20 protein-coding genes are annotated in these 21,091 nt (G+C 41.7%); 8 read left to right on the forward strand and 12 right to left on the reverse strand.

Going from position 1 to position 21,091, the window contains the following annotated elements:
* Positions 1-31 precede the first annotated feature (31 nt).
* Positions 32-2,584, reverse strand: a complete 2,553-nt coding sequence (gene lon / locus AAEY87_RS07795) for an endopeptidase La (RefSeq protein WP_350656670.1) — start codon at positions 2,582-2,584, stop codon at positions 32-34.
* A gap of 311 nt (positions 2,585-2,895) precedes the next feature.
* Between lon and AAEY87_RS07800 the strand changes: the two genes are divergently transcribed.
* Positions 2,896-4,257 carry a Na+/H+ antiporter family protein gene (locus AAEY87_RS07800; protein ID WP_350656671.1) on the forward strand — a complete coding sequence of 454 codons (1,362 nt, stop codon included), beginning with the start codon at positions 2,896-2,898 and terminating at the stop codon, positions 4,255-4,257.
* Positions 4,258-4,510: 253 nt separating this feature from the next.
* Here AAEY87_RS07800 and AAEY87_RS07805 read toward each other — a convergent pair whose 3' ends face one another.
* The gene (locus AAEY87_RS07805; RefSeq protein ID WP_350656672.1) at positions 4,511-4,762 is read right to left on the reverse strand and encodes a hypothetical protein; all 252 of its coding nucleotides are present in this window, start codon (positions 4,760-4,762) and stop codon (positions 4,511-4,513) included.
* A complete protein-coding gene (locus tag AAEY87_RS07810; protein WP_350656674.1) occupies positions 4,762-5,427 on the reverse strand; it encodes a 5-formyltetrahydrofolate cyclo-ligase in 666 nt (221 codons plus the stop codon). Before AAEY87_RS07810 ends, AAEY87_RS07805 begins: the two co-directional genes overlap by 1 nt.
* Positions 5,428-5,622: 195 nt before the next feature.
* Between AAEY87_RS07810 and fumC the strand changes: the two genes are divergently transcribed.
* Positions 5,623-7,026 (forward strand): class II fumarate hydratase, encoded by a 1,404-nt coding sequence (fumC, locus tag AAEY87_RS07815; RefSeq protein WP_350656676.1) that lies wholly within the window; start codon positions 5,623-5,625, stop codon positions 7,024-7,026.
* A 106-nt stretch (positions 7,027-7,132) separates the two neighbouring features.
* Here the strand turns inward: fumC and AAEY87_RS07820 are convergent, their stop codons facing one another.
* The 8 genes from AAEY87_RS07820 to AAEY87_RS07855 form a co-directional block, all read right to left on the reverse strand.
* Positions 7,133-7,636 carry a hypothetical protein gene (locus AAEY87_RS07820; RefSeq protein WP_350656677.1) on the reverse strand — a complete coding sequence of 168 codons (504 nt, stop codon included), beginning with the start codon at positions 7,634-7,636 and terminating at the stop codon, positions 7,133-7,135.
* A 32-nt stretch (positions 7,637-7,668) separates the two neighbouring features.
* Positions 7,669-8,130 (reverse strand): Panacea domain-containing protein, encoded by a 462-nt coding sequence (locus AAEY87_RS07825; RefSeq protein ID WP_350656679.1) that lies wholly within the window; start codon positions 8,128-8,130, stop codon positions 7,669-7,671.
* A gap of 468 nt (positions 8,131-8,598) precedes the next feature.
* The gene (locus AAEY87_RS07830; RefSeq protein ID WP_350656680.1) at positions 8,599-9,471 is read right to left on the reverse strand and encodes a DMT family transporter; all 873 of its coding nucleotides are present in this window, start codon (positions 9,469-9,471) and stop codon (positions 8,599-8,601) included.
* 130 nt (positions 9,472-9,601) lie between these two features.
* Positions 9,602-10,411, reverse strand: a complete 810-nt coding sequence (locus tag AAEY87_RS07835) for a MipA/OmpV family protein (RefSeq protein WP_350656681.1) — start codon at positions 10,409-10,411, stop codon at positions 9,602-9,604.
* Between the two features lie 114 nt (positions 10,412-10,525).
* Positions 10,526-11,527, reverse strand: coding sequence for a rhomboid family intramembrane serine protease (locus tag AAEY87_RS07840; protein WP_350656682.1), 1,002 nt, complete (start codon positions 11,525-11,527; stop codon positions 10,526-10,528).
* Between the two features lie 100 nt (positions 11,528-11,627).
* The gene (locus AAEY87_RS07845; protein WP_068328687.1) at positions 11,628-12,836 is read right to left on the reverse strand and encodes an alpha-hydroxy acid oxidase; all 1,209 of its coding nucleotides are present in this window, start codon (positions 12,834-12,836) and stop codon (positions 11,628-11,630) included.
* Positions 12,837-13,020: 184 nt separating this feature from the next.
* Entirely contained in the window at positions 13,021-14,781 is a 1,761-nt protein-coding gene (locus AAEY87_RS07850; RefSeq protein WP_068036893.1) for an L-lactate permease, read from the reverse strand.
* Positions 14,782-15,026: 245 nt separating this feature from the next.
* A complete protein-coding gene (locus AAEY87_RS07855) occupies positions 15,027-15,335 on the reverse strand; it encodes a glutaredoxin family protein (RefSeq protein WP_350656683.1) in 309 nt (102 codons plus the stop codon).
* Between the two features lie 199 nt (positions 15,336-15,534).
* Between AAEY87_RS07855 and mtgA the strand changes: the two genes are divergently transcribed.
* Positions 15,535-16,221, forward strand: coding sequence for a monofunctional biosynthetic peptidoglycan transglycosylase (mtgA, locus tag AAEY87_RS07860; protein WP_350656684.1), 687 nt, complete (start codon positions 15,535-15,537; stop codon positions 16,219-16,221).
* A gap of 187 nt (positions 16,222-16,408) precedes the next feature.
* Positions 16,409-18,715, forward strand: a complete 2,307-nt coding sequence (gene ppk1 / locus AAEY87_RS07865) for a polyphosphate kinase 1 (RefSeq protein WP_350656685.1) — start codon at positions 16,409-16,411, stop codon at positions 18,713-18,715.
* 154 nt (positions 18,716-18,869) lie between these two features.
* Here the strand turns inward: ppk1 and AAEY87_RS07870 are convergent, their stop codons facing one another.
* Positions 18,870-19,403 (reverse strand): DUF2058 domain-containing protein, encoded by a 534-nt coding sequence (locus AAEY87_RS07870; RefSeq protein ID WP_068036882.1) that lies wholly within the window; start codon positions 19,401-19,403, stop codon positions 18,870-18,872.
* Between the two features lie 318 nt (positions 19,404-19,721).
* Between AAEY87_RS07870 and AAEY87_RS07875 the strand changes: the two genes are divergently transcribed.
* From AAEY87_RS07875 to AAEY87_RS07890, 4 genes are all read left to right on the forward strand, one after another.
* Positions 19,722-19,892, forward strand: coding sequence for a hypothetical protein (locus tag AAEY87_RS07875; RefSeq protein ID WP_350656686.1), 171 nt, complete (start codon positions 19,722-19,724; stop codon positions 19,890-19,892).
* Between the two features lie 40 nt (positions 19,893-19,932).
* On the forward strand, positions 19,933-20,223 hold the full coding sequence (locus AAEY87_RS07880) for a hypothetical protein (RefSeq protein ID WP_068036880.1): 291 nt from the start codon (positions 19,933-19,935) through the stop codon (positions 20,221-20,223).
* A gap of 82 nt (positions 20,224-20,305) precedes the next feature.
* Positions 20,306-20,704 (forward strand): hypothetical protein, encoded by a 399-nt coding sequence (locus tag AAEY87_RS07885; RefSeq protein WP_350656687.1) that lies wholly within the window; start codon positions 20,306-20,308, stop codon positions 20,702-20,704.
* Between the two features lie 104 nt (positions 20,705-20,808).
* Positions 20,809-21,045, forward strand: a complete 237-nt coding sequence (locus AAEY87_RS07890; protein ID WP_350656688.1) for a hypothetical protein — start codon at positions 20,809-20,811, stop codon at positions 21,043-21,045.
* Positions 21,046-21,091 lie beyond the last annotated feature (46 nt).

Below are 21,091 nucleotides of genomic sequence, written 5' to 3' on the forward strand. Positions count from 1 at the left end.
TTTTGCATCTATTAACTATTAATAATTTAGATTAATTGTGCAGCGCTTTGCTTGAGGTTTTATCAACCGTCACTTTAGCTGGTTTAAGTGGCGTTGGCATACTGACCAAAGCAACTTTTAATATCTCATCAATCGTTGCCACTGGCTGAATGGTTAAGCCTTCTTTGACGTTATCAGGGATATCGGCCAAGTCGCGCTCATTACTTGCTGGAATCAACACATGCTTGATGCCACCACGATGCGCGGCTAGTAGCTTCTCTTTGAGGCCACCAATACGCAAGATTTTACCGCGCAGCGTAATCTCACCTGTCATCGCAATATCTGGACGAATAGCGATGCCAGTCAAGGCAGATACTAGGGCTGTTGTCAGTGCACCACCTGCAGATGGACCATCTTTTGGTGTCGCACCCTCTGGCATATGCACATGAATATCAGTCGTTTTGACCGTTTCGTAGTCAATACCTAAGCTATCACCACGAGCACGTACTACGCTCATCGCTGCGCGAATAGACTCTTTCATCACATCACCTAATGAGCCAGTAAAGCTAAGCTCACCTTTACCTTTCATGGCGACTGCTTCGATAGTGAGTAACTCACCACCGACTTGTGTCCATGCAAGGCCAGTGATACGACCAATCTCAGGCTCTTCTTCTGCTAGACCATAATCATACTGATGGACGCCTAAGTAGTCATCGATATTTTTGTCATCGACCACGACCAGCTCACGCTCGTCTTTTTTCGGAGCACGTGCGCCATGACTTTCAACTGAACCGCGCACGACTTTACGGCAGATTTTATTCACTTCACGCTCAAGGTTACGCACACCTGCTTCACGTGTGTAGCTACGTACGATGCTATGCAGTGCCGCTTCTACGATTTCAATCTCGCCTTCTTTAAGCCCATTTTGCTTGATGGCTTTTGGTACGAGATATTTTTTCGCAATATTGACCTTTTCTTCTTCGGTGTAACCCGGTAGACGGATGACTTCCATCCGGTCAAGAAGGGCAGGCGGAATATCCATGCTGTTAGCGGTACAGATAAACATCACTTGTGATAAGTCTAAGTCCATATCTAAATAATGGTCATTAAACTTGTCATTCTGTGACGGATCTAATACTTCTAATAGCGCTGATGCTGGATCGCCACGGAAGTCTTGTGCCATTTTATCGACTTCGTCTAACAAGAATAGTGGGTTTTTAACCTCCACTTTAGCTAAAGACTGGACGATTTTACCCGGCATCGCACCGATGTAAGTACGGCGATGACCACGGATTTCAGCTTCATCACGGACGCCACCAAGCGCCATACGGACAAACTTACGACCAGTTGCACGCGCAATCGACTCACCTAATGAGGTTTTACCAACACCAGGAGGACCGACAAGACAAAGAATCGGACCGCGAAGTTTTTTCACTCGCGATTGGACTGCGAGGTATTCTAAGATGCGATCTTTAACATCTTGCAAGCCATAGTGGTCTTCATCGAGAGTGGTCTTAGCTTTCTCTAAATTGATAGAAACTTTAGTCGTCGCATTCCACGGCGTATCCAAAATCCACTCAATATAGTTACGTACGACTGATGATTCACTCGATGCAGGTGGCATCATTTTTAGCTTTTTAAACTCTTGCTCTGCTTTTTTGCGCACATCATCTGGCAAATCAGCATCTTCTAAGCGTTTTTCAAGCTCAGCGACATCGTCGTCACCATCAAATGCGCCGTCATTCATGTCAGACAGCTCATTTTTGATGGCTTTCATTTTTTCATTTAAGAAATACTCGCGCTGATTGTCTTCCATCTGTTGACGGACGGCATCTTGAATATCTTGCTCGATATTCTGCTCAGCGCTTTGCTTAACCAAATATTCAGTCAAAGTGTTGATGTGGGTTTTGATATCGTCATTTTCTAAAAACGATTGCTTGATATCAAGATCCATCGAGACTCGAGTTGAGATGAAATATACCAACTCAAGCAAGTCATCAATGCGTTTCGCCACACGAGTGAGCTCACGGGCATTACGTAGACGTGCATCAGCATAGCTTTCAAACAAGCTGGTTAAAGCTTGAATGGTGTTTTTCTGCTGACTGTCATCCATTTGCATGTCGAGGTCAGCACGCTCAAAGCTTGCCATCAAGACGTTATCATGGTCCTGAATCGTATCGACACGCGCACGATATTGACCTTCGATAAGGACTTTGATGCAATCCTCATCGCTATCATGTGGCATGGTGCTGACGATGCGGCAAACCGTACCATATTGGTACAAGTTGTCATGATCGATGTCCTCGGTCAGCGAGTCTTTTTGTGCAACGACCAATACTTTATTACCATATTCGGCTTGTGCAAGCTCAACCGCTTGTACGGATGGCGCACGACCGACAAATAGGGCGATTTGCATATGCGGATAGACCACCACGTCTCTGAGCGCCAGTAGCGGCAGATAGTTGTCTGAATGATCATCCTTCTTGGCATCTTTTATAGATGCAGACGAGTTTTCAAGATCGTTATTGTCTTGTTCAACATTATCTTGCGCATGGTTGTCTTGAGCAAGATCGTCTTTTTCGATGTTATGTTCGTTATTACTCATATAATCTTTCCTCGTTCACCAGACTTGTAAAGTCAAGTTCGTGGTTCATGTTTAGATAAATGGTGTCCCCATAAAAAATTGCAAGGCCTTACTACTCAACAGGGTAAAGAATAATACTTGATTATTTTTAATCCGGCTAATATCTGCTCCGTTCTGAGCGTAGGCTTTATAGGAAAAATAAGGTAAACTGACGCGCGTCTGAAACCGTGCTTTTTGGATCAAAGCATTTTAGACATCAGGGCAGTATTCATAGGTTTTAAGATATTAATAGGTCTTAATTAGGCCAGAGCATCAAGCAAAAGGGGCAACACATGACCATCAACGCGGTACTACTGGCAGTCGTTATTATGCTAGGACTGTCACTTTCGCGAGTGCACGTGGTGCTCAGTTTATTAATTGGTGCACTGGCGGGCGGGCTGATAGCGGGTCTCGGTATCACCGATACCTTAGAGGCCTTTCAAGAAGGTATTCGCAATGGGGCCCAAATCGCCCTGTCTTACGCGCTACTTGGTGCTTTTGCGGTGGCGATTGCGCACTCAGGGTTGCCGCAATCATTGGCAGGGGCGGTGATCAAGCGTATTGATGCGGGTGGTACTGGTGGCATGATTAAGTATATGCTGTTTGCAGGCTTAATCACCATGAGTTGCTTTAGTCAAAACTTAATCCCCATTCATATCGCATTTATTCCACTGCTTGTGCCGCCATTGTTGCTCGCCTTTAACCGCATGCAGATTGATAGACGCTTAATCGCTTGCCTTTTGACCTTTGGTTTGGTCACTACCTATATGTTTATCCCATATGGCTTTGGTGATATTTATCTCAATCAAATCATGCTAAAAAACGTTGGTGAAGCAGGCATTGATATCGCCAATATTTCTGTGGTTAAGGCCATGGCGATTCCGGCGCTCGGTATGTTGGTTGGTTTACTGACAGCGGTATTTATCAGCTATCGTAAGCCGCGCCAATATAAGCAAGTAGCGATAGATAAAGAAGCTCATGATGCAGTTGTTGAAGGTGATTCTTTAAGCAAAACCGCAGCTGGTGCGCAGTCTCAAAGTAAGCTAAAAACGCTTGTCGCCCTAGCTGCAATTGTCACCGCCTTTGTCGTACAGCTTTATACGGATTCGCTGTTGCTAGGCTCGATGTTTGGCTTTGCCGTCTTTATGGCAACGGGCGTGGTCAAGTGGCGTGAAGCTGACACCGTATTTAATGACGGTATTAAACTCATGGCGATGATTGGCTTTATTATGATTACCGCGCAGGGATTTGCAGAAGTCATGAAAGCGACGGGTGAAATTGCACCGCTCATCGATGGCGCGACCAACTTGTTTGCAGGTAATAAAGCCATTGCTGCTTTGGTCATGCTTGGAATTGGTTTGGTGGTCACGATGGGCATCGGCTCGTCATTCTCAACCATTCCAATTATTGCCGCGATTTATGTGCCGCTCTGTATTTCTCTAGGCTTTTCGCCACTGGCGACGGTTGCAATTATTGGTACGGCTGGCGCGCTTGGTGATGCAGGTTCTCCGGCGTCAGATTCGACCCTTGGTCCGACATCTGGTCTAAATATCGACGGTCAACATGACCATATCAAGGACAGCGTGGTGCCGACCTTCTTACATTACAACATTCCGTTGTTGGTATTTGGTTGGATTGCGGCGATGGTGCTTTAATCAATAATCTAAACCCTAATAGTAGATATGAAAAAGGCGAGTGATTTTATAATCATTCGCCTTTTTAGTTTGGTGGTTAGTTAATGTAGGCTGAGTTTTTAACTTGTATGATACTTATTAAAGTCAAGTAATTGAGAAAATTCTATTTAAAGGATTTTCCTTGCAAAGCTAAAATTGCAGTGCAATTTTTTAACGCTTTTCAGGTCTAAAAGCATCAGCCTACGGTAGTTCATACTAAGTTAAGAGTCAGGTATTATTTAGAACTATCCTCATCAAAATCTTTAATCTCACCTGATAAGCCACGCAAAAAGTCATCGCTTTGCGCCAATAGCTCATTTAAGCGTTTCTTATTAATTACCCTTGCCAACTCATCAGAGCTAAAGGGCTGCTCTTGACTATAATAAAGCTGCTCTCTAGCCACTTCCGTTTTTTCTAATTGCCCTAAATGCTGCTCAACGTTCTCGGCACTAGATTTGTCATCCATGGAAATTTTCTTATCAGTCATCAAAACCACCTTATGCCGCTTGGCGTAATCAAGCCATCTAATGGCACATCCCATGGTTGACGCTGTAACGCCTCAACCACTTGAAAATCATAACACCAGCCAATTTTCAACGGTTTCTTTAACCCTGCCTGATAGCTTCTTCCAAGCGTCGTATCATAAAAGCCACCACCCATGCCCATACGATTACCGCTTTTATCAACCGCTACTAACGGACAGATAATTACATCTAATTCTCGCGCCCAAAGTAGTCGACGATGATGGTTTTGTTTCATACCTAAGCTGTGAATACGTGTCGGTATGTTTAACAGTTTCGATTGATAAATAGGCACAAAGCGCAGGTGTTTATCAACGTTTCCCTTATTATCACGACCGAGCGAACCAACCACTGGTAAATAAGGTAAATAGCCTAAGCGTTGACACCAATCCAATAGTGGCTGAGTGGGCAGCTCGCCAAAGCCATCATAATATAAGCCAATACGCGCACGCGGAGCCAAGCGCTGCTGTAACTTAATTAAATGCAAACTTGCCATGCGCGCGTATTGTCTGCGTTCGCCTGCACTTAACTGGCGACGCTGGCGGGTAAATTGCCGTCTAGGAGGATTGCTAACTTTAGATTCATTAGAGTTAGAGTCATAAGACTTAGAGTTCTTTAGCTCAGGATGCATAGATATACTATCTTATAATGTATTAAGTTGATGATGGCTGGTGCTTTTAGGCGGTATCAATACCTATTTGTGAATATTCAACACGGCCTAGTCATGCTATCATAACGCCACTTTACATCGTATTTTCCTTTATGTGCAGCGTGTGTTGCACTTTTTTCGAAGCAGCTATACAACAAACCATCAAAGAGGGTAGTTATGTCGACACAGAATCAGGCAACTCGTACCGAAAAAGATACCATGGGCAACGTGGAAGTCCCAGCTGACGCTTATTGGGGTGCGCAAACTCAGCGTAGCCGTGAGAACTTTAAAATCGGTGGCGAGACGTTGCCACGTCCGATGATTGAAGCAATGGCTTTAGTCAAAAAAGCTGCTGCTATTACCAATGCTAGCCTTGAGCGTATCGAAGGCGATAAGCGCGATTTAATCGTACAAGCTGCTGATGAAGTTATCAACGGTGGTTTAACGGATCAGTTTCCATTAGTGGTATGGCAGACGGGTTCTGGTACGCAGTCCAACATGAACATGAACGAAGTACTAGCCAATCGTGCCAACGAAATTGCTGGTTCTGAGCGTGGTAGCTATACGCCGATTCACCCAAATGACCATGTCAACCATGCACAATCTACCAACGACAGCTTCCCAACAGCGATTCGTGTGGCTGCTGCTCGTCAAATCAACAGCCTGCTTATCCCAGCAGTAAAAGCATTACGCGATACGCTAGATGCTAAAGCCAAAGAGTTTGATAGCATTGTTAAAATCGGTCGTACCCACTTACAAGACGCCACGCCTTTGACTTTAGGTCAAGAATTTAGCGGTTATGTCAGCCAACTTGACCATTCGTTGACCCGTATCGACAACGCGCTACAAGGCTTATACGAATTGCCACTAGGCGGTACGGCGGTTGGTACAGGTCTAAACGCCCATCCTGATTATGCAGTAAAATCAGCGGAGCAATTGGCTGAATTAACAGGCTTGCCGTTCGTAACGTCACCGAATAAATTTGAAGCACTAGCCGCTCGTGATGCTGAAGTCTTTGCTTCAGGCGCACTAAAAACGCTAGCAGGTAGCTTAAATAAAATCGCTAACGACGTACGTTGGTTGGCATCAGGGCCTCGTTGTGGTCTAGGTGAATTGACGATTCCAGAGAACGAGCCAGGCTCTTCTATCATGCCAGGTAAAGTGAACCCAACCCAATCAGAAGCAATGACCATGGTTGTCGCTCAAGTGATGGGTAACGACGTCACGATCAGCATGGCAGGCGCGTCAGGCAACTTTGAGCTTAACGTTTATAAGCCTGTTATCGCCTTTAACTTATTACAATCTATCCAATTATTGGGTGATGCGTGCAATAGCTTTAACGATAACTGTGCCGTTGGTATTGAGCCTGTCAAAGACAAAATCGATGACTTCTTGCACAATTCATTAATGCTAGTCACCGCATTGAACCGTCATGTTGGTTATGAAAATGCCGCGAAAATCGCCAAGACTGCTTATAAAGAAAACAAAACGTTGAAGCAAGTTGCCGTTGAATTAGAACTATTAACTGAAGCTCAGTTTGATGAGTGGGTGACGCCAGCTGATATGGTACATCCTTCTTAATCTAGATTTTATTTGGATAGATAAAAAGACCTTGTCACGTCGTGTGGCAAGGTCTTTCTTGTGATCATTAGCGTTCATTATATTAGAATATAAATGATTATTTATGCTAATCCTTCTCTTTATATACTTCAATTCCATTTGGAAATAACCATCTAGCTACGATATAGATAATTCCAATTACATTAATAGTTGTGGTAGTAATAAAAGCTATTAGTACATTATCTGATAATCTGAAATCAATAAGCTCAATATTGAACTTTCCTATAACTATATTTAAATCGCCAATTCCTGTTAACAGAACAACGCTACCGATAAAAATTAGCCAAATGTATGTTAAACGATAAATATTTTTCGCATATTTTTGCCTAAGTGTATTTGTTTCTTTATAGTCTTTAAGAGTTTCTTCAGAACGCCTATGAGCCAATTCGTCTTGTTTAATCTGATATGGGTCTTTAGACGGATCTTCCTTGGACTTTTCGCGATATCTGGACAAATAGTCTTGAACACTATTGTTTTTCCTGTCAAGTAACCTTGCGATATTCCTATCAGGAATATCTTTTTCATCAAGAAGCGATTGAAGTTTTTCGTCTAAATCTTCTTTTTTATCCATATTCTCTACCAAAGCGTTAGATTAACTCATAATTACTCAATTATACTTTCTATTAAATCTTTATAATATGCGGCAATCAGATCGTTATCTATAACACCATAATCATTATTTTTCCACGTAATGTCCCAAGGAGTGCCAACCTGATGCGTGAGATCAGATAGTTTGTAAGCCGTCATATCGCTATATTTTGACCAAACATAATTAATGACTTTCATTTCGTTTTCATCAATTCCATCTTCATAGTCGTTTATATTAATCAATAAAGTTACTTCTTTTGAGCCATAGTTCATCAAACTAGAATAGAGAGGTTTAATCAAAGGTCCATAAGTCCATGCAAAGGTTTCATCATAGTATAAAGGCTTATCAAGCAAGGCAAGACAAAAGCCATTGGCTATATATACTAACTTTTGTAGTTGCATATTTGATAGAGGCTTACTTTCTTGATGTGAACGCTCAATAAAAGCATTAGCTATTACCTTAGCTGATGTAGTCATTATTTCACCTTATAGGAAAGTGTAAATTTAGATTTTCTTCTATAAAAATTAACATACGAACAATTAAACAAATAAGATACATGAGAAGCATTATCAGTTGTAGAAAGATAATAATATTTCCATGTAACAGGCTTAGTCTAAAACAGAAGCAATGTCCTTTATGTCCCTTGCTATAATTATTCAATGTTCATTATATAATGTACCTTGCCAATAATTAATGCAAGATAATCTATACGACGCAATAATCTAGATATAAAAGACAACTAATGTCGTTCATGTTCTAATATTTTCTCATTATTGTTTTATACACTGGAGAAACTTGATGGCGCTTTGCAATTATTTAGCAAAATTTGATTCATTGAGCACCTGTCAGCATATGAGTGATTGTATTTAAAAACAAGAAAAGCAAAACAAGCGTCGTCGTTGTATCAGTCCTTGAGTCAACCATCAGGCTTATGCTTAACTTCGCTATCGAGTAATACTATCCTTATCTACTTTCCTAGAATATATATTTAACGCGTTACCAGCGACTATTAGCAGCATGCCAATGATTAAGGCAACGCCAAAGCTCTCAGAATACAAAAGCACACCGATGATTGAGATTAGCGGCAATCTAAACATATCCATAGTGACCACGAATGTAACCTCTGCATGTTGCATGGCTTTGGTCATACAATAATGTGCCGATAGTGCCGTTACACCTATGATTACGAGCCATAGCCACTGAATACCTACTGGCGTTGTCCATCCTTCTATAAATAAAAGCAATCCTAAAGGCGCTTGTATCAAACACATCATAAAAATGATGGTGATTGGGCTTTCAGTATTAGATAACGATTTTGTGGCCACATGAGAAAAGGCATAGCAAATAGCGGCTCCTAACACGATTAGTGACGCATAGTGAGCGACATCTAAGCTAGGTTGAACGATGACTATTACCCCAAGAATGCCTAGTAATACGGCAATAACTTTTTTTACAGTTATAGACTCTTTTAGGAAGAGATACGAGATGATTATCGTCCAAAAAGGTACGGTGAATTCGATAGCAAAAACGGTTGCTAAGGGCAGTAGTCCTATACCTAAGAACCATCCATATTGCCCCGCGAAATGAAATAAGTTTCTCACTAAGTGTAATTTAATACGCTTGGGTAATAAAAAATTGCTCTTTTTTGATGAAAAATTTGATAAAAATATTATTGGCAATAATACCAGTAGTCCTACTATGCTTCGGAAGAATAAAATCTGAAAAACACCAATTTGACTATTCAGCTCACGAGCACCAATGGCCATTAAACAAAATGAGGTGAGTGCTCCAATCATCCAAAGGGTAGCGTGGAACATAATGGTGCAATCCTATATATAAAATCAAATCTGGAATTTATATGATAGGCTAGTGTCTCATATCAACGAATTAACACAATAAAAAAGCCAAGCAAAATGCTCGGCTTTTTCTATCACATTTTCAAGAACTCTAAAACTTATAAAGCAAACCAAGCGTCGTCGTTGCATCAGTACGCGAGTCAACCATTGGACTATCGTATTGCTCGTTAGGCAAGTAGCTTAAGCTTTGATTAAAAAATCCTGCCCAGTTTTCACTGAAGTCATAGTTGGCACTAACATTGACGTACGGATTCAAGCTCGAATTAGAGGTATAAGCTTCAACACCCGTTTTTGCCGACTCTTCATCACTTACACCATAATAGTATTCATTGTAGTCCGCATCATAATATTCAAAGCCAACACTCGGATAGACCGTTAGTTTGCCCTTAGCAATTTTGGCAAGATACGTTAAGCGAGCAGTATTCCCACCACTACGATCTAGAATGTCAGTGGCAAATTGCCCACGGAAGCCGCCAATAGGGGTGCGGCGTAGATAAGTTAAACCGGCAACGGCTGAGGTTTTACGCTCGTCCAGACCTTGAAGCGCACCATTCGCATCTTCAGGATCAAACTCTGAACCTGATAATTGAGCGTAAGCAGACAGCTGATTAGTGCCATCATTGTGAAGGTAAACACCAGCTTGAGCACCGCGCGCATAGACTCTATTATTATCATAGAACACGCCCGGCAATACCCGAATCTCGGTGTTATCTTCCAAATCATAGGCTGAGTTGACCGCCATGACATTGACGCCAACGCTTAGTTCAGCGTCTTGGTCAGTAGGTAGGTTGTTAAAAAGTGCTGCACTGGACAAGCTAGCCACGCTAAATAGTGCAGTGGCCGTTAAAGTACTAAGCAAGGCGCACTTAGAGTTATTAGAGAGCGCTGCAAGTTTGAACATAATTGAATCTCATAAGTGAGTGGTAATAATTGGGTAGAAAAAAGTGAGTAGGGAAAAATAAACGAATATGCTGTTTTCATGAGCTATTTAGCAATGATAAATAAGTATGACGGTTTACTCAATGGTTTTTAACACTTGTAAGATTTGTTGATGAATATCTTGCCACCACCAGACGAAGCCAATGCTTATCAACAACATCATAATCCATGGTAGTAGCTGCCAAATAAAGGCAGGTTTCGCAGGCGTTTTTTGTTTGATAATATTGGCATGAGCGGCGTTGATGTTCCTGTCTGAATTTGCATAAGTGCCATTATCAGAATAAGTATCACTATTGAAGCCGCTATTAAGACCGACATTAAAATCATTGTTATTAACGTCAGCATCGCTACTCGCTGGGTGATCGATATAGCTGGTCTGATAGTCATTTGGGTAATCAGTTTGATAACGGTTCTGATAAATAGGAATGTTAGGTACGTTTTGTAGAGCAATCGCCATACGCTGACGGTAAGCGATAGCAAAAGCCAGTGCAATTACTAAGCCAGTAATAGCGCCGCCGATATGTCCTGCATTATCAATGCCCGGTACCGCAAAGCCATATACAAGGTTGATACCCATAATAAATATCAGGCTTCTTAAATTGAGCACCATGCCATTAACAGATATTTTAAACAGCGCGGCTATTAAAAGTGCGCCACCGATACCCATGATACCACCAGATGCGCCAGCTGAAAGCCCCGGTTGTCCAGTACCATCTAAAATACCTTGCCATGTCACATGATTATTAAGTAAGTTGCCACCGATTGCCGCCAATAAAAACAATGCCAAAAATTTAGCTGAGCCAAACATCGGCTCCGCAATTTGCCCGAAGAAGTACATGGCAAAGCCATTAAACAATAAATGCATCAAGCCAATGTGCAAAAACGCACTGCTGACCAGTCGCCATGGATCATCAGTCATGGTTAAGGGCAGGGCATTAGCGCCCCAATTGAGCAGGGCTTCAGTCGAGGGATTATTGGCATCGACGCCTGTCAGCACTTGCATGATAAATAGCCCAATAAAGCTGACTAAGAGTAGAGTGGTGACGGGCGCTGTTTTTAGAAGTTGTTTAATGGTCATAAAAGCTAAATATCAGTGAAAGATGATAGATAGAGTATAAGGGCTAACGGTTAGATAAACAAAGCTGTCGCATATAAATCTACTTGTGTAAGACTAAAGTCTACCAGCGCATTGGTGGGACATAAGGTAATGCTGACTTGAGCTGCTCGTAAGTTCCTTTGACTAAAATATCATCCGTCACCTGATTAATATCAGTATGACCACAGAATGCCATACTGATATCACATTCTTTATGGATAATCTCAAGCGCACGGCGCACCCCATCTTCACCATAAGCACCTAGCCCGTACAAGAAAGCTCGCCCAATCATAGTACCTTTTGCACCTAAAGAGATGGCTTTTAAGACATCTTGACCGGAGCGAATACCACTATCGAGCCACACCTCGATATCACTATTTTCGGCATGAACCGCCTGCACGATGTCGCTCAAAGCAGAGATTGAGGAGGGCGCACCATCTAATTGACGGCCACCATGGTTTGAGACCACCAGTGCATCCGCACCACTACGGGCAGCCAAGATAGCATCTTCAGGCTCCATAATACCTTTTATAATTAGCTTGCCGCCCCATGCATCTTTGATACGTGCGACATCATCCCAGCTCAAACGCGGGTCGAACTGTTCTGCTGTCCATGCTGAAAGTGAGGACATATCAGCGACGTTTTTGGCATGTCCGACGATGTTGCCAAAAGTACGACGTTTGGTACCAAGCATATTTAGACACCATTCTGGCTTGGTCATTAGATTTAAGATATTGGCGAGGGTTGGTTTGGGCGGCGCGGATAGACCGTTTTTGATATCCTTATGACGTTGACCAAGTACTTGCAGATCAGCTGTCAAAATGAGCGCGGAACAATTTGCCGCTTTGGCACGGCGGATAAGATTGGCCATAAAGTCCTGATCACGCATGACATAGAGCTGAAACCAAAACGGCGCACTGGTATTTTCAGCAACATCCTCAATAGAGCAGATACTCATGGTTGATAGTGAAAAAGGCACGCCAAATTTCTCTGCTGCCCGCGCCGCATGAATCTCGCCGTCCGCCCACATCATGCCAGTAAAACCAGTTGGTGCAATCGCAACTGGCATTTTGACTTGTTCGCCAATCATCTGCGTCGCAAGGCTACGATTGTCCATATTTACCAATACCCGCTGGCGTAACTTAATACGATCAAAGTCCGTCTCATTATTACGGTAAGTGGTTTCAGTCCATGAGCCTGAATCGACATAATCGTAAAACATACGCGGTATTTTGCGCTCGGCAACACGGCGCAGATCTTCAATTTCGGTAACTTTGCTCAAGTCTTTCATGGAGGTTTCCTGTATAGCTAAGCTAAAGTATCGGTAAAATAGCGTTTATAATATGTGGTTCATAATCATAATATAGAAACTATAATACCAATATGACGCTATCAGAAACAATCTAATAGCGTCATATTAAGTGTTGATAATCAATATATATAACTTGGTTAGTGATTCATGTAACCTTGCAATATTAACTAACGACTCGTTTTCTATTTGTCAGCGACATGATACTAAAGAATGCTATCGGCCAAATCACAGCTAAAGCCCACCACCATAGTTGACCAAAGATAATAGCCATACCAATAAAACCAGCTTGTATCACATAATAAGTCATTGCCACCAATGTCTTTCGTATAACATAACCTTCTTTATCCATCAGACCGACTACCGCACAAGCCGCGACCACATTGTGCACGGCAATCATATTACCAGCGGCACCGCCGACCGCTTGCAGAGCGACAACTTGCGCTGCAAGGTTACTATCGAGACCGATTTGGCTAGCAGTTGACCATTGAAAATACGAGAACATCATATTGCTAACCGTATTTGATCCGGCAATGAAAGCGCCCATCGCTCCAATCCATGGAGAAACGAGTGGCCAAGCATTTTGAAAAGCCCCAGCTGCGCTTTCAGCCAGTAATATTGGCATAGCCGGTAGCGCAGTAGCGACTTCAGCGGCTGAGCCTGAATTAATGAATACTTGTACCATAGGCACCGAGAATAGCAAAGCTGGTGCGGCGGCAACCATCGTCTTCGCCGAATTACTCCAACTGCGCTTAACGGCTTGACCGTTCATTTTAAACAATAAGATGCACAACAAAGAGCTGATAATTAGAATCGCTCCAGGAGAGTAAGCAAGCTGTATTTTACTAGAAATAGTCGTACCAAAGAGATTGCTAAATTCAATCGTAGTCAATTCACCAGTCAAAAATGCTTTAAGCGGTGCAACGACCCTAGTTATAATTAATAGAGCGATAACGATGAGATAAGGGGAAAACGCACGAATTAAAGAAAATTTTGGTGCAACCGAATCATCATATTTTTCTTCATCAAGTGACCCGAGCCAGTCCTTGTCCCATTTGGCACGTGGTGCAAAGTCAAAAGTATCTTTTGGCATCAAAAAGCCACGTTTCGCGGCAGGCAGTACAATCATTAGACCGATAAAACCACCAACGAGCGATGGGAATTCAGGACCTAGATATTTGGCTACTAAGAAGTAAGGGATAGTAAAGCTGAGACCGGCAAATATTGCAAACGGCCATACTTTTAGTCCTTCAACGAAGGAGCGTTTTTCGCCAAAGAATCGGGTTAAGAACGCACTTAAAATTAGCGGAATTAAAAAGCCCACTAGCGCATGGATAAGACCAACGTTACCAGCGATTTGTAGTAGATAGTTCTCCGCAGAAAGTGGCGCAATGGCCTGTGTAATATCTTGCTTATCGTTGATACCCGTCCAAACACCGAGTAATATGGGGGTACCAACAGCACCAAATGATACGGGTGTTGATTGAATAATGAGAACTGCCATAACAGAGGCCATGGCCGGAAAACCTAAAGCCAATAATAGCGGCGCACCAATAGCAGAGGGCGTACCAAATCCTGAGGAACCTTCTACCATCGAGCAGAATAACCAAGCGACAATGATCGCTTGAATGCGTCTATCGGGCGAAATATCCATAAAGCCTTTACGAATAGCGACAATAGCGCCGCCTTCTTTTAACGTATTCAATAATAAAATAGCGGCAAATACAATGAATAAAAGCGTGAGAGCGATGATGATGCCATTTGTAGTAGCTGCTGCTACTTGGGCACCACTCGCTTGCCAAACGAACAAGGCTAAAAGAGCGGTCACTAAATAGGCAACACTCATAGATATTTTTGCCGGTAGGCGCATCACTACCAGCAAGACTAAAACGACTAAAATTGGTGCGAGGGCCAAAAAAGTATACATTATCAACAATCCTTATCGATAAATGTTCAGATCCGTAGTCAATATCGGACTGATCGTAGGGCTAGGTTTATAATCTCAAATGGTGATAATCCTTATCTAGTCAATTTACTATCTTGACCATTTAGTCAAAATAGCAAAAGTTTGAATTTTATACTAGTAAATAATCAAGGCTGAAACAAATAAAATAGTAGCTGATTTTCAGAGTGTTATTAACAGTAGGCTTGAAGGTAAAAGTAACAAGAGATTTATAGTAACTGCTGCAAATCCATGACTGAAAATGGATAGTCTAATCGTTTTGATGGCGTCAGAATTACGGGGATGGTAGTGGCAAACTCCATCATCAGATCTTCATCAAATTCTGCGATATCAACATGCTGATATTCGATAGGCTGTACGCTTTGAAAGCGCGCCATAAGTTGCTCAGCGACATCACATAGATGACAGCCAGATGTGCCGAGTAGCCACCAGTTATCAAGATTTTCATCGCTGCCAAGATTTGGGCTCGCTTCAATGATACGTGCGCGCAAGGCAGTTATATTATTGTCATTATGCATATTTATTCTCTTATTTTTATGCTTGTTATAAGGTACTTGTCTTAAGCCCTTAAATAAAAAGTGAATACTGTTTAGAGATCATTACATAATAAAGAAATGGGGTAAATAATGACAGCGATTGTGAGATTAGGTAAGATAGCCTGCTGCTTATCATTAGCTGACAACTTTTATTATTTTTAATTATTCGGATACTTTGCGCATGGCAAGTTTTGGCAAATTTATTGAACGACTATTACTGGCATTAATGTTGTTAGTCGTAGCATTCCATGTGTTAGTCGCTGGACTACTATTAATTTGGAAAACCCAGCCAATTAATAATAGTATGTTTATGCTAACTCACCGACTTACAGGCGGCACAGTCACTCAGACTTGGGTAGAATATGACGACATTGCTAAATCTGCTAAGCAAGCGGCGATTGTCAGTGAGGATTCAACTTTTAGTCAACATAATGGCTTTGATTTTAAAGGTATTGAGGCCGCCCGCAAGAAAAACGAAGAAACAGGTAAAATGTCTGCTGGTGGCTCAACGATTACTCAGCAGTTGGCAAAGAATTTATTTTTGACCTCGCATCGCTCCTACATTCGTAAGGGTGAAGAAGCTATTGTCACCGTCATGATTGAAACCATATGGGACAAGCAGCGTATCTTAACAGCTTATCTAAATGTGGCAGAATTTGGCAACGGCATTTATGGTGTCGAAGCTGCTGCCCAAAATTACTTTAATAAATCCGCTGCCAATCTTAATCGTGATGAATCAGCATTGCTAATCGGGATGCTGACCAATCCTAAGTACTATGAAGACAACCAAGGCGATAGAAGCTTACGTAACAAACAGAGGATTATCAAAAAACGTATGAAGAATGCGGTGTTACCACAAGCGAGTTAATGGTCTGACTTTATTTGTTCTATGGTTTATTTGCTCTGTTAATAGTAAAAGACTAGTCGTTCGTATATAAAAATAATATTAGTAGAGTAGGTGAGAGAGATAGTTGCAGCCTTATGCAGTTGCGGTAATATGGAGGTCAGGGCATGATAGCGATTGACAATGATGGATTATAATAAGGAGTGGTTGCATGACACAGGCTAAAACGAATCAAAACAGTGATACTGAAGTCAACAATACTAAAGTCAGTGATGTTAATAATAGCAGTGACAATGCTAGCAACCACAGTGCTAACAATCGTAATGAGAGCAACCACGAGCAGAACACTCAAATTGATAGCGCTTTCAAAAATGCAGAAACTTATATAGTAAATGATAACTTGACCCAAATTGCGTGGCAACGCTCAGAAGATGGCAGCTACTCACCCAGCAGTTATATCAACCGCGACTTGTCTTTATTGCAGTTTCATCTGCGGGTATTAGCGCAAGCAGCAAGCCCGCGTCATCCGTTACTCGAGCGCTTATTCTTTTTAATTATTTTTTCGTCCAATATCGATGAATTCTTTGAGATTCGTGTTGCTGGTATTATGCAAAAGCTAAATATTGGTGATGTCTCTACCAGTGCTCATGGTATGCGCCCAAGTGAAGTTCTCAACGAGATATCCACAGTAACGCACGATGCTATTGATGAACAATATCGTATTCTCAACGAAGACATCCTACCAGCCCTCGCGAAAGAAGATATCCGTTATTTAAAACGCGATGAGCTCAATGCCGAGCAATCAGCATGGATGAAACGTTATTTTACTGAGCAAGTATCGCCAGTATTGACGCCGATTAGTATTGATCCTGCGCACCCGTTTCCGCGCTTAGTGAATAAAAGCCTTAACTTTATCGCTACGTTAGAAGGCAAAGATGCCTTTGGTCGCGATATTAATCTCGCCATTGTGCCAGCGCCGCGTAGTTTACCTCGCGTTATTCGTTTGCCTGATGAGCTGACTGGTGGTAAAGAGCATCATGTCATGCTCTCTGCTATCATTCATGAGCATATCGGCGAGCTGTTCCCTGGCATGAATGTAACAGGCTGTCATCAATTCAGGTTGACACGTAATGCGGATTTGGACTTGGCAGATGATGTCGAGGATATTGCCAAGGCCCTTGAAGGTGAGCTTGAAAACCGTCGTTTTGGTGATAAGGTTCGTTTAGAGGTCACGACTGATTGCCCAACCCCTATCAGTGACTATTTGCTCGATGAATTCGAGCTACATGACAATCAGTTATATCGTGTCAATGGACCAGTAAACTTAACACGGTTGCTATTTGATTTTAATATTCCAGCGCTACGTTATGAACCATTTACCCACATTGTACCCAAACCGTTCCGCCGTGAAGCCGATAAGCTCGACAAAAGCACCAGTATGTTTGCTGCTATGCGCAAAGGGGATGTGCTGGTACATCATCCTTTTCATGCGTTCTCACCTGTTATCAATTTATTATGGCAAGCCGCCAGTGATCCAAAAGTCTTAGCAATCAAACAAACCTTATACCGCTCAGGCACCAATTCAGAAATTGTACAAGCGCTGGCCGCCGCTGCTCGTAATGGCAAAGAAGTCACCGCTATCATTGAGCTACGCGCACGCTTCGACGAAGCATCCAATATTGCGGTTGCTAACTATCTACAAGAAGCAGGTGCGGTCGTGGTTTACGGTATCGTTGGCTATAAGACTCATGCCAAGCTCATGCTTATTATTCGCCGTGAGGATGAAAAAATTCACCGTTATGTACACTTAGGTACGGGTAACTATCATGCAGCTAATGCCAAGGTCTATACTGACTATGGCTTATTTACTGCTGACCCTGACATCTCAGAGGACGTGCATAAAATCTTCCAAGAGCTCACTGGTATGGGCAAACCTGCCAATCTCAAAAAGCTACTGCATGCGCCATTTACCTTACATGAAAAGCTAATGAGCTTTATCGATGCTGAGATTGCACATGCTAGAGCTGGTAAACGTGCGCGTATTATCATTAAAGCCAATGCTCTGACTGAACGTCGACTGATTGATAGGCTATATGATGCGTCGCAAGCAGGCGTTAAAATTGAGCTAATCCTGCGCTCGATGTGTTGTCTGCGTCCGCAAGTACAGGGATTGTCTGAGAATATCACCGTGCGCTCAGTCATTGGCCGCTTCTTAGAACACACCCGCATCTATTACTTCTATAACGATGGCAACGAACGTATGTATTGTGGAAGTGCTGACTGGATGGATAGAAACTTGTTCCATCGGGTCGAAGTCGCATTTCCCATTGAAGATAAAAAGATATTTGCACAAATTTATCAAGACGGCTTGCAGAACTATCTACAAGATAACGTTCAAGCATGGACGCTTGATGGCGATGGACGTTGGCAGCAGGTTCAGCCAGTAGCGGACGAACCACTACATATTGCACAAGAGCATTTATTGAAAACTATCAATCATGTCGGTGAAAAAAGTTAACAATAATCTTAGAGGCTGTCATCGATTAGCATATCCTTTATTTTGAACTGGATATAGAGCAACATATTTAGTAAAAGCTCATTTAGTAAAAGCTCAATACTAAAAAACCCTTCGTAGATTACTTAATTCTATGAAGGGTTCTTTAGTTTAATGACTACCACATCAGATCGTCTGGAATCACATAGGCTGCATAAGGGTCGTCATCTGCTAGCTCAACATCTGATTTATCGTTAGATACCACCATAAACCCTTCTAATTTAGCATCGATACGATCTGCTAAGGGACGAGGAAGTAGAGCATAACCCTCTTCCAATCGTGCAATAACCACATGACCAGCCACTATTTGGTCATATAGTTTTTGAGTAATATGAATTTTTTTCACTTTAGATTGATCAACAAACTGGTAGCTTACATCACCCTGTATATCTTTAATCTGATGTTGTTTAATCATTTGGATGATATTAGCATTTAACATTTTCTGTTCTAAGATTTGCTGTTTTTCCTGATTAAGCTTTTGATCCTTTTCTACTTTTTTGGCTTGGGCTTCTGCTAGAGCTTTTTTAGCTTCAACAGTTGATGGATCGCCAGTACGTTTGGCATGCTGAGACTGTTTACTTAATTGCTTGGCTTTTTTGCTATCAACCAATCCCGCTTTTAAGAGTTGAGCTTGTAGGGCATTTTTGGCCATAATCTGATTACCTAAATAATAAACCGTAAGTCTTAAAATCTAAAAATACATGGTAGCAAATTTTGCTACAGCGTGTCTTGAGTTATGCTAAACGATGCAAGAAAATACAGGAATGTCATGCTCTCGATAACCTGCCAGCTTAATATAATGGGTTACAAACTGTCCTTTAACATCACATTTATTCACATATTGATACTGCAGTACACTAGTGAAGAAGCTCATCATCTACCTATAATTGATACTAGTATAAGTAAGATTCATTTCAAATTAGCAGATAAAAAATCATTTATAAACATCAATAAGAGTAGAGGCTTTCTAATGAGTACTAGCAAAAATGATACTTCAGATATTAAACAAGCAGCAGAAAATGCCGATGTTGAACAAATTGAAAATAATCTAAAAGAAAATAAGCAAGTCAACATGCCAGAAGAGTTGACTAAAGAGCAGGCGACACCTTTTATTGACGAAGAAGTCCGTACTGATAAATAGGTAAGTAATTAAATTGGGCAATACCAGCGAGGGAGACGCTATGACAACCTACAAAGACACTAACAATAAAGACATGGATGACAAAGATATCAGTCGTGAACGACACGATAAAAAGCTTTCGGTCAATGATCCGACAGTATCGCATCGACCAAACCCTAAAGGGAGCTATGCGGGGCGTAAGCACGAGCCAGAAATAGACGGACCGATAGAAGACTCTCAAGAGACTGATGAGATATATTCTGATCCACGTAAAGAAGAAGATTTGCCAGCAGGTGGTAAAAATGTTGGCGATTTAAATGCCTACGATCTTAGTCAAAAAGGCAATGAATAGCTTTTGATGGTGGTGCTATAACAAACGTCAAAACACCCTAAACAAGACACTTTAAATAATATACGGCAACAAGGACAATCTAATGGAAACTAAAGATCCCGCGCTCACAAAGACTTCTATTATGGATAGTAGCTTAGATAATAATGATGTTGATAGCAAATCGTTAGCAGAAAAAACAGCAATGACTCGCGAAGAGGAATTTCACGATAGTCGTCATGAAGTCGAAACCAATACTACTGTTAATAAGGGTACTGATACCTTTGAAGAAGGGATAGTCGGTTCTGAGCATGTTAATGACGGTGACAATCCAGCACGTCAGCCTGACCGCCGTGACCAAGAAGGCAATGCTTTTGACGAAAATATTAACGAAGATACTGTCCGTAGTGAAGCACCTAAAAGTGAAGGTATTACTGATATGAATCGATATGCCAATATTGATAATGCACAAACACGTACTTTAAATCCGGATGAAAAAGATTAAAGTTTAAAGATGGTGGGGATAGCAGTTGTCTATTCTCTTCATTCATCTTGTATAAAATGGTTTTTATTTGATTTGTCTGGTAATTATCGTAATAAGGAACGCTAATGAGTATCTCAAAAGATAGCAATATTAATGAAGGACATGAACTGGATAAAGAACGTGAAGTAGACAAAGAGTATGAGTTAAAGGATGCAGACGATAATAATGGCATCGTCCTCGATGATGCTTTGCAAAAAGTGAATCCTGCTGCTGCTGAGCGCAAAAGTGCCGATCATGATCCGCATAATGTTGCTAAAGGTAGTAAGCAGTATGACAGCCCACTAATGGAAGATGATAAATAACTGAATACCTTTATATATTAAGTACCTTTATATAAGGCAAATATAA

Source organism: Psychrobacter sp. S1-30-MNA-CIBAN-0213, from assembly GCF_040309845.1.
GTDB lineage: Bacteria > Pseudomonadota > Gammaproteobacteria > Pseudomonadales > Moraxellaceae > Psychrobacter.

Bases quoted from the DNA above. Each gene is read 5' to 3' on its own strand.
- lon (WP_350656670.1), bottom strand. From the start codon at position 2,584: ATGAGTAATAACGAACATAACATCGAAAAAGACGATCTTGCTCAAGAC.
- AAEY87_RS07800 (WP_350656671.1), top strand. From the start codon at position 2,896: ATGACCATCAACGCGGTACTACTGGCAGTCGTTATTATGCTAGGACTG.
- AAEY87_RS07805 (WP_350656672.1), bottom strand. From the start codon at position 4,762: ATGACTGATAAGAAAATTTCCATGGATGACAAATCTAGTGCCGAGAAC.
- AAEY87_RS07810 (WP_350656674.1), bottom strand. From the start codon at position 5,427: ATGCATCCTGAGCTAAAGAACTCTAAGTCTTATGACTCTAACTCTAAT.
- fumC (WP_350656676.1), top strand. From the start codon at position 5,623: ATGTCGACACAGAATCAGGCAACTCGTACCGAAAAAGATACCATGGGC.
- AAEY87_RS07820 (WP_350656677.1), bottom strand. From the start codon at position 7,636: ATGGATAAAAAAGAAGATTTAGACGAAAAACTTCAATCGCTTCTTGAT.
- AAEY87_RS07825 (WP_350656679.1), bottom strand. From the start codon at position 8,130: ATGACTACATCAGCTAAGGTAATAGCTAATGCTTTTATTGAGCGTTCA.
- AAEY87_RS07830 (WP_350656680.1), bottom strand. From the start codon at position 9,471: ATGTTCCACGCTACCCTTTGGATGATTGGAGCACTCACCTCATTTTGT.
- AAEY87_RS07835 (WP_350656681.1), bottom strand. From the start codon at position 10,411: ATGTTCAAACTTGCAGCGCTCTCTAATAACTCTAAGTGCGCCTTGCTT.
- AAEY87_RS07840 (WP_350656682.1), bottom strand. From the start codon at position 11,527: ATGACCATTAAACAACTTCTAAAAACAGCGCCCGTCACCACTCTACTC.
- AAEY87_RS07845 (WP_068328687.1), bottom strand. From the start codon at position 12,836: ATGAAAGACTTGAGCAAAGTTACCGAAATTGAAGATCTGCGCCGTGTT.
- AAEY87_RS07850 (WP_068036893.1), bottom strand. From the start codon at position 14,781: ATGTATACTTTTTTGGCCCTCGCACCAATTTTAGTCGTTTTAGTCTTG.
- AAEY87_RS07855 (WP_350656683.1), bottom strand. From the start codon at position 15,335: ATGCATAATGACAATAATATAACTGCCTTGCGCGCACGTATCATTGAA.
- mtgA (WP_350656684.1), top strand. From the start codon at position 15,535: ATGGCAAGTTTTGGCAAATTTATTGAACGACTATTACTGGCATTAATG.
- ppk1 (WP_350656685.1), top strand. From the start codon at position 16,409: ATGACACAGGCTAAAACGAATCAAAACAGTGATACTGAAGTCAACAAT.
- AAEY87_RS07870 (WP_068036882.1), bottom strand. From the start codon at position 19,403: ATGGCCAAAAATGCCCTACAAGCTCAACTCTTAAAAGCGGGATTGGTT.
- AAEY87_RS07875 (WP_350656686.1), top strand. From the start codon at position 19,722: ATGAGTACTAGCAAAAATGATACTTCAGATATTAAACAAGCAGCAGAA.
- AAEY87_RS07880 (WP_068036880.1), top strand. From the start codon at position 19,933: ATGACAACCTACAAAGACACTAACAATAAAGACATGGATGACAAAGAT.
- AAEY87_RS07885 (WP_350656687.1), top strand. From the start codon at position 20,306: ATGGAAACTAAAGATCCCGCGCTCACAAAGACTTCTATTATGGATAGT.
- AAEY87_RS07890 (WP_350656688.1), top strand. From the start codon at position 20,809: ATGAGTATCTCAAAAGATAGCAATATTAATGAAGGACATGAACTGGAT.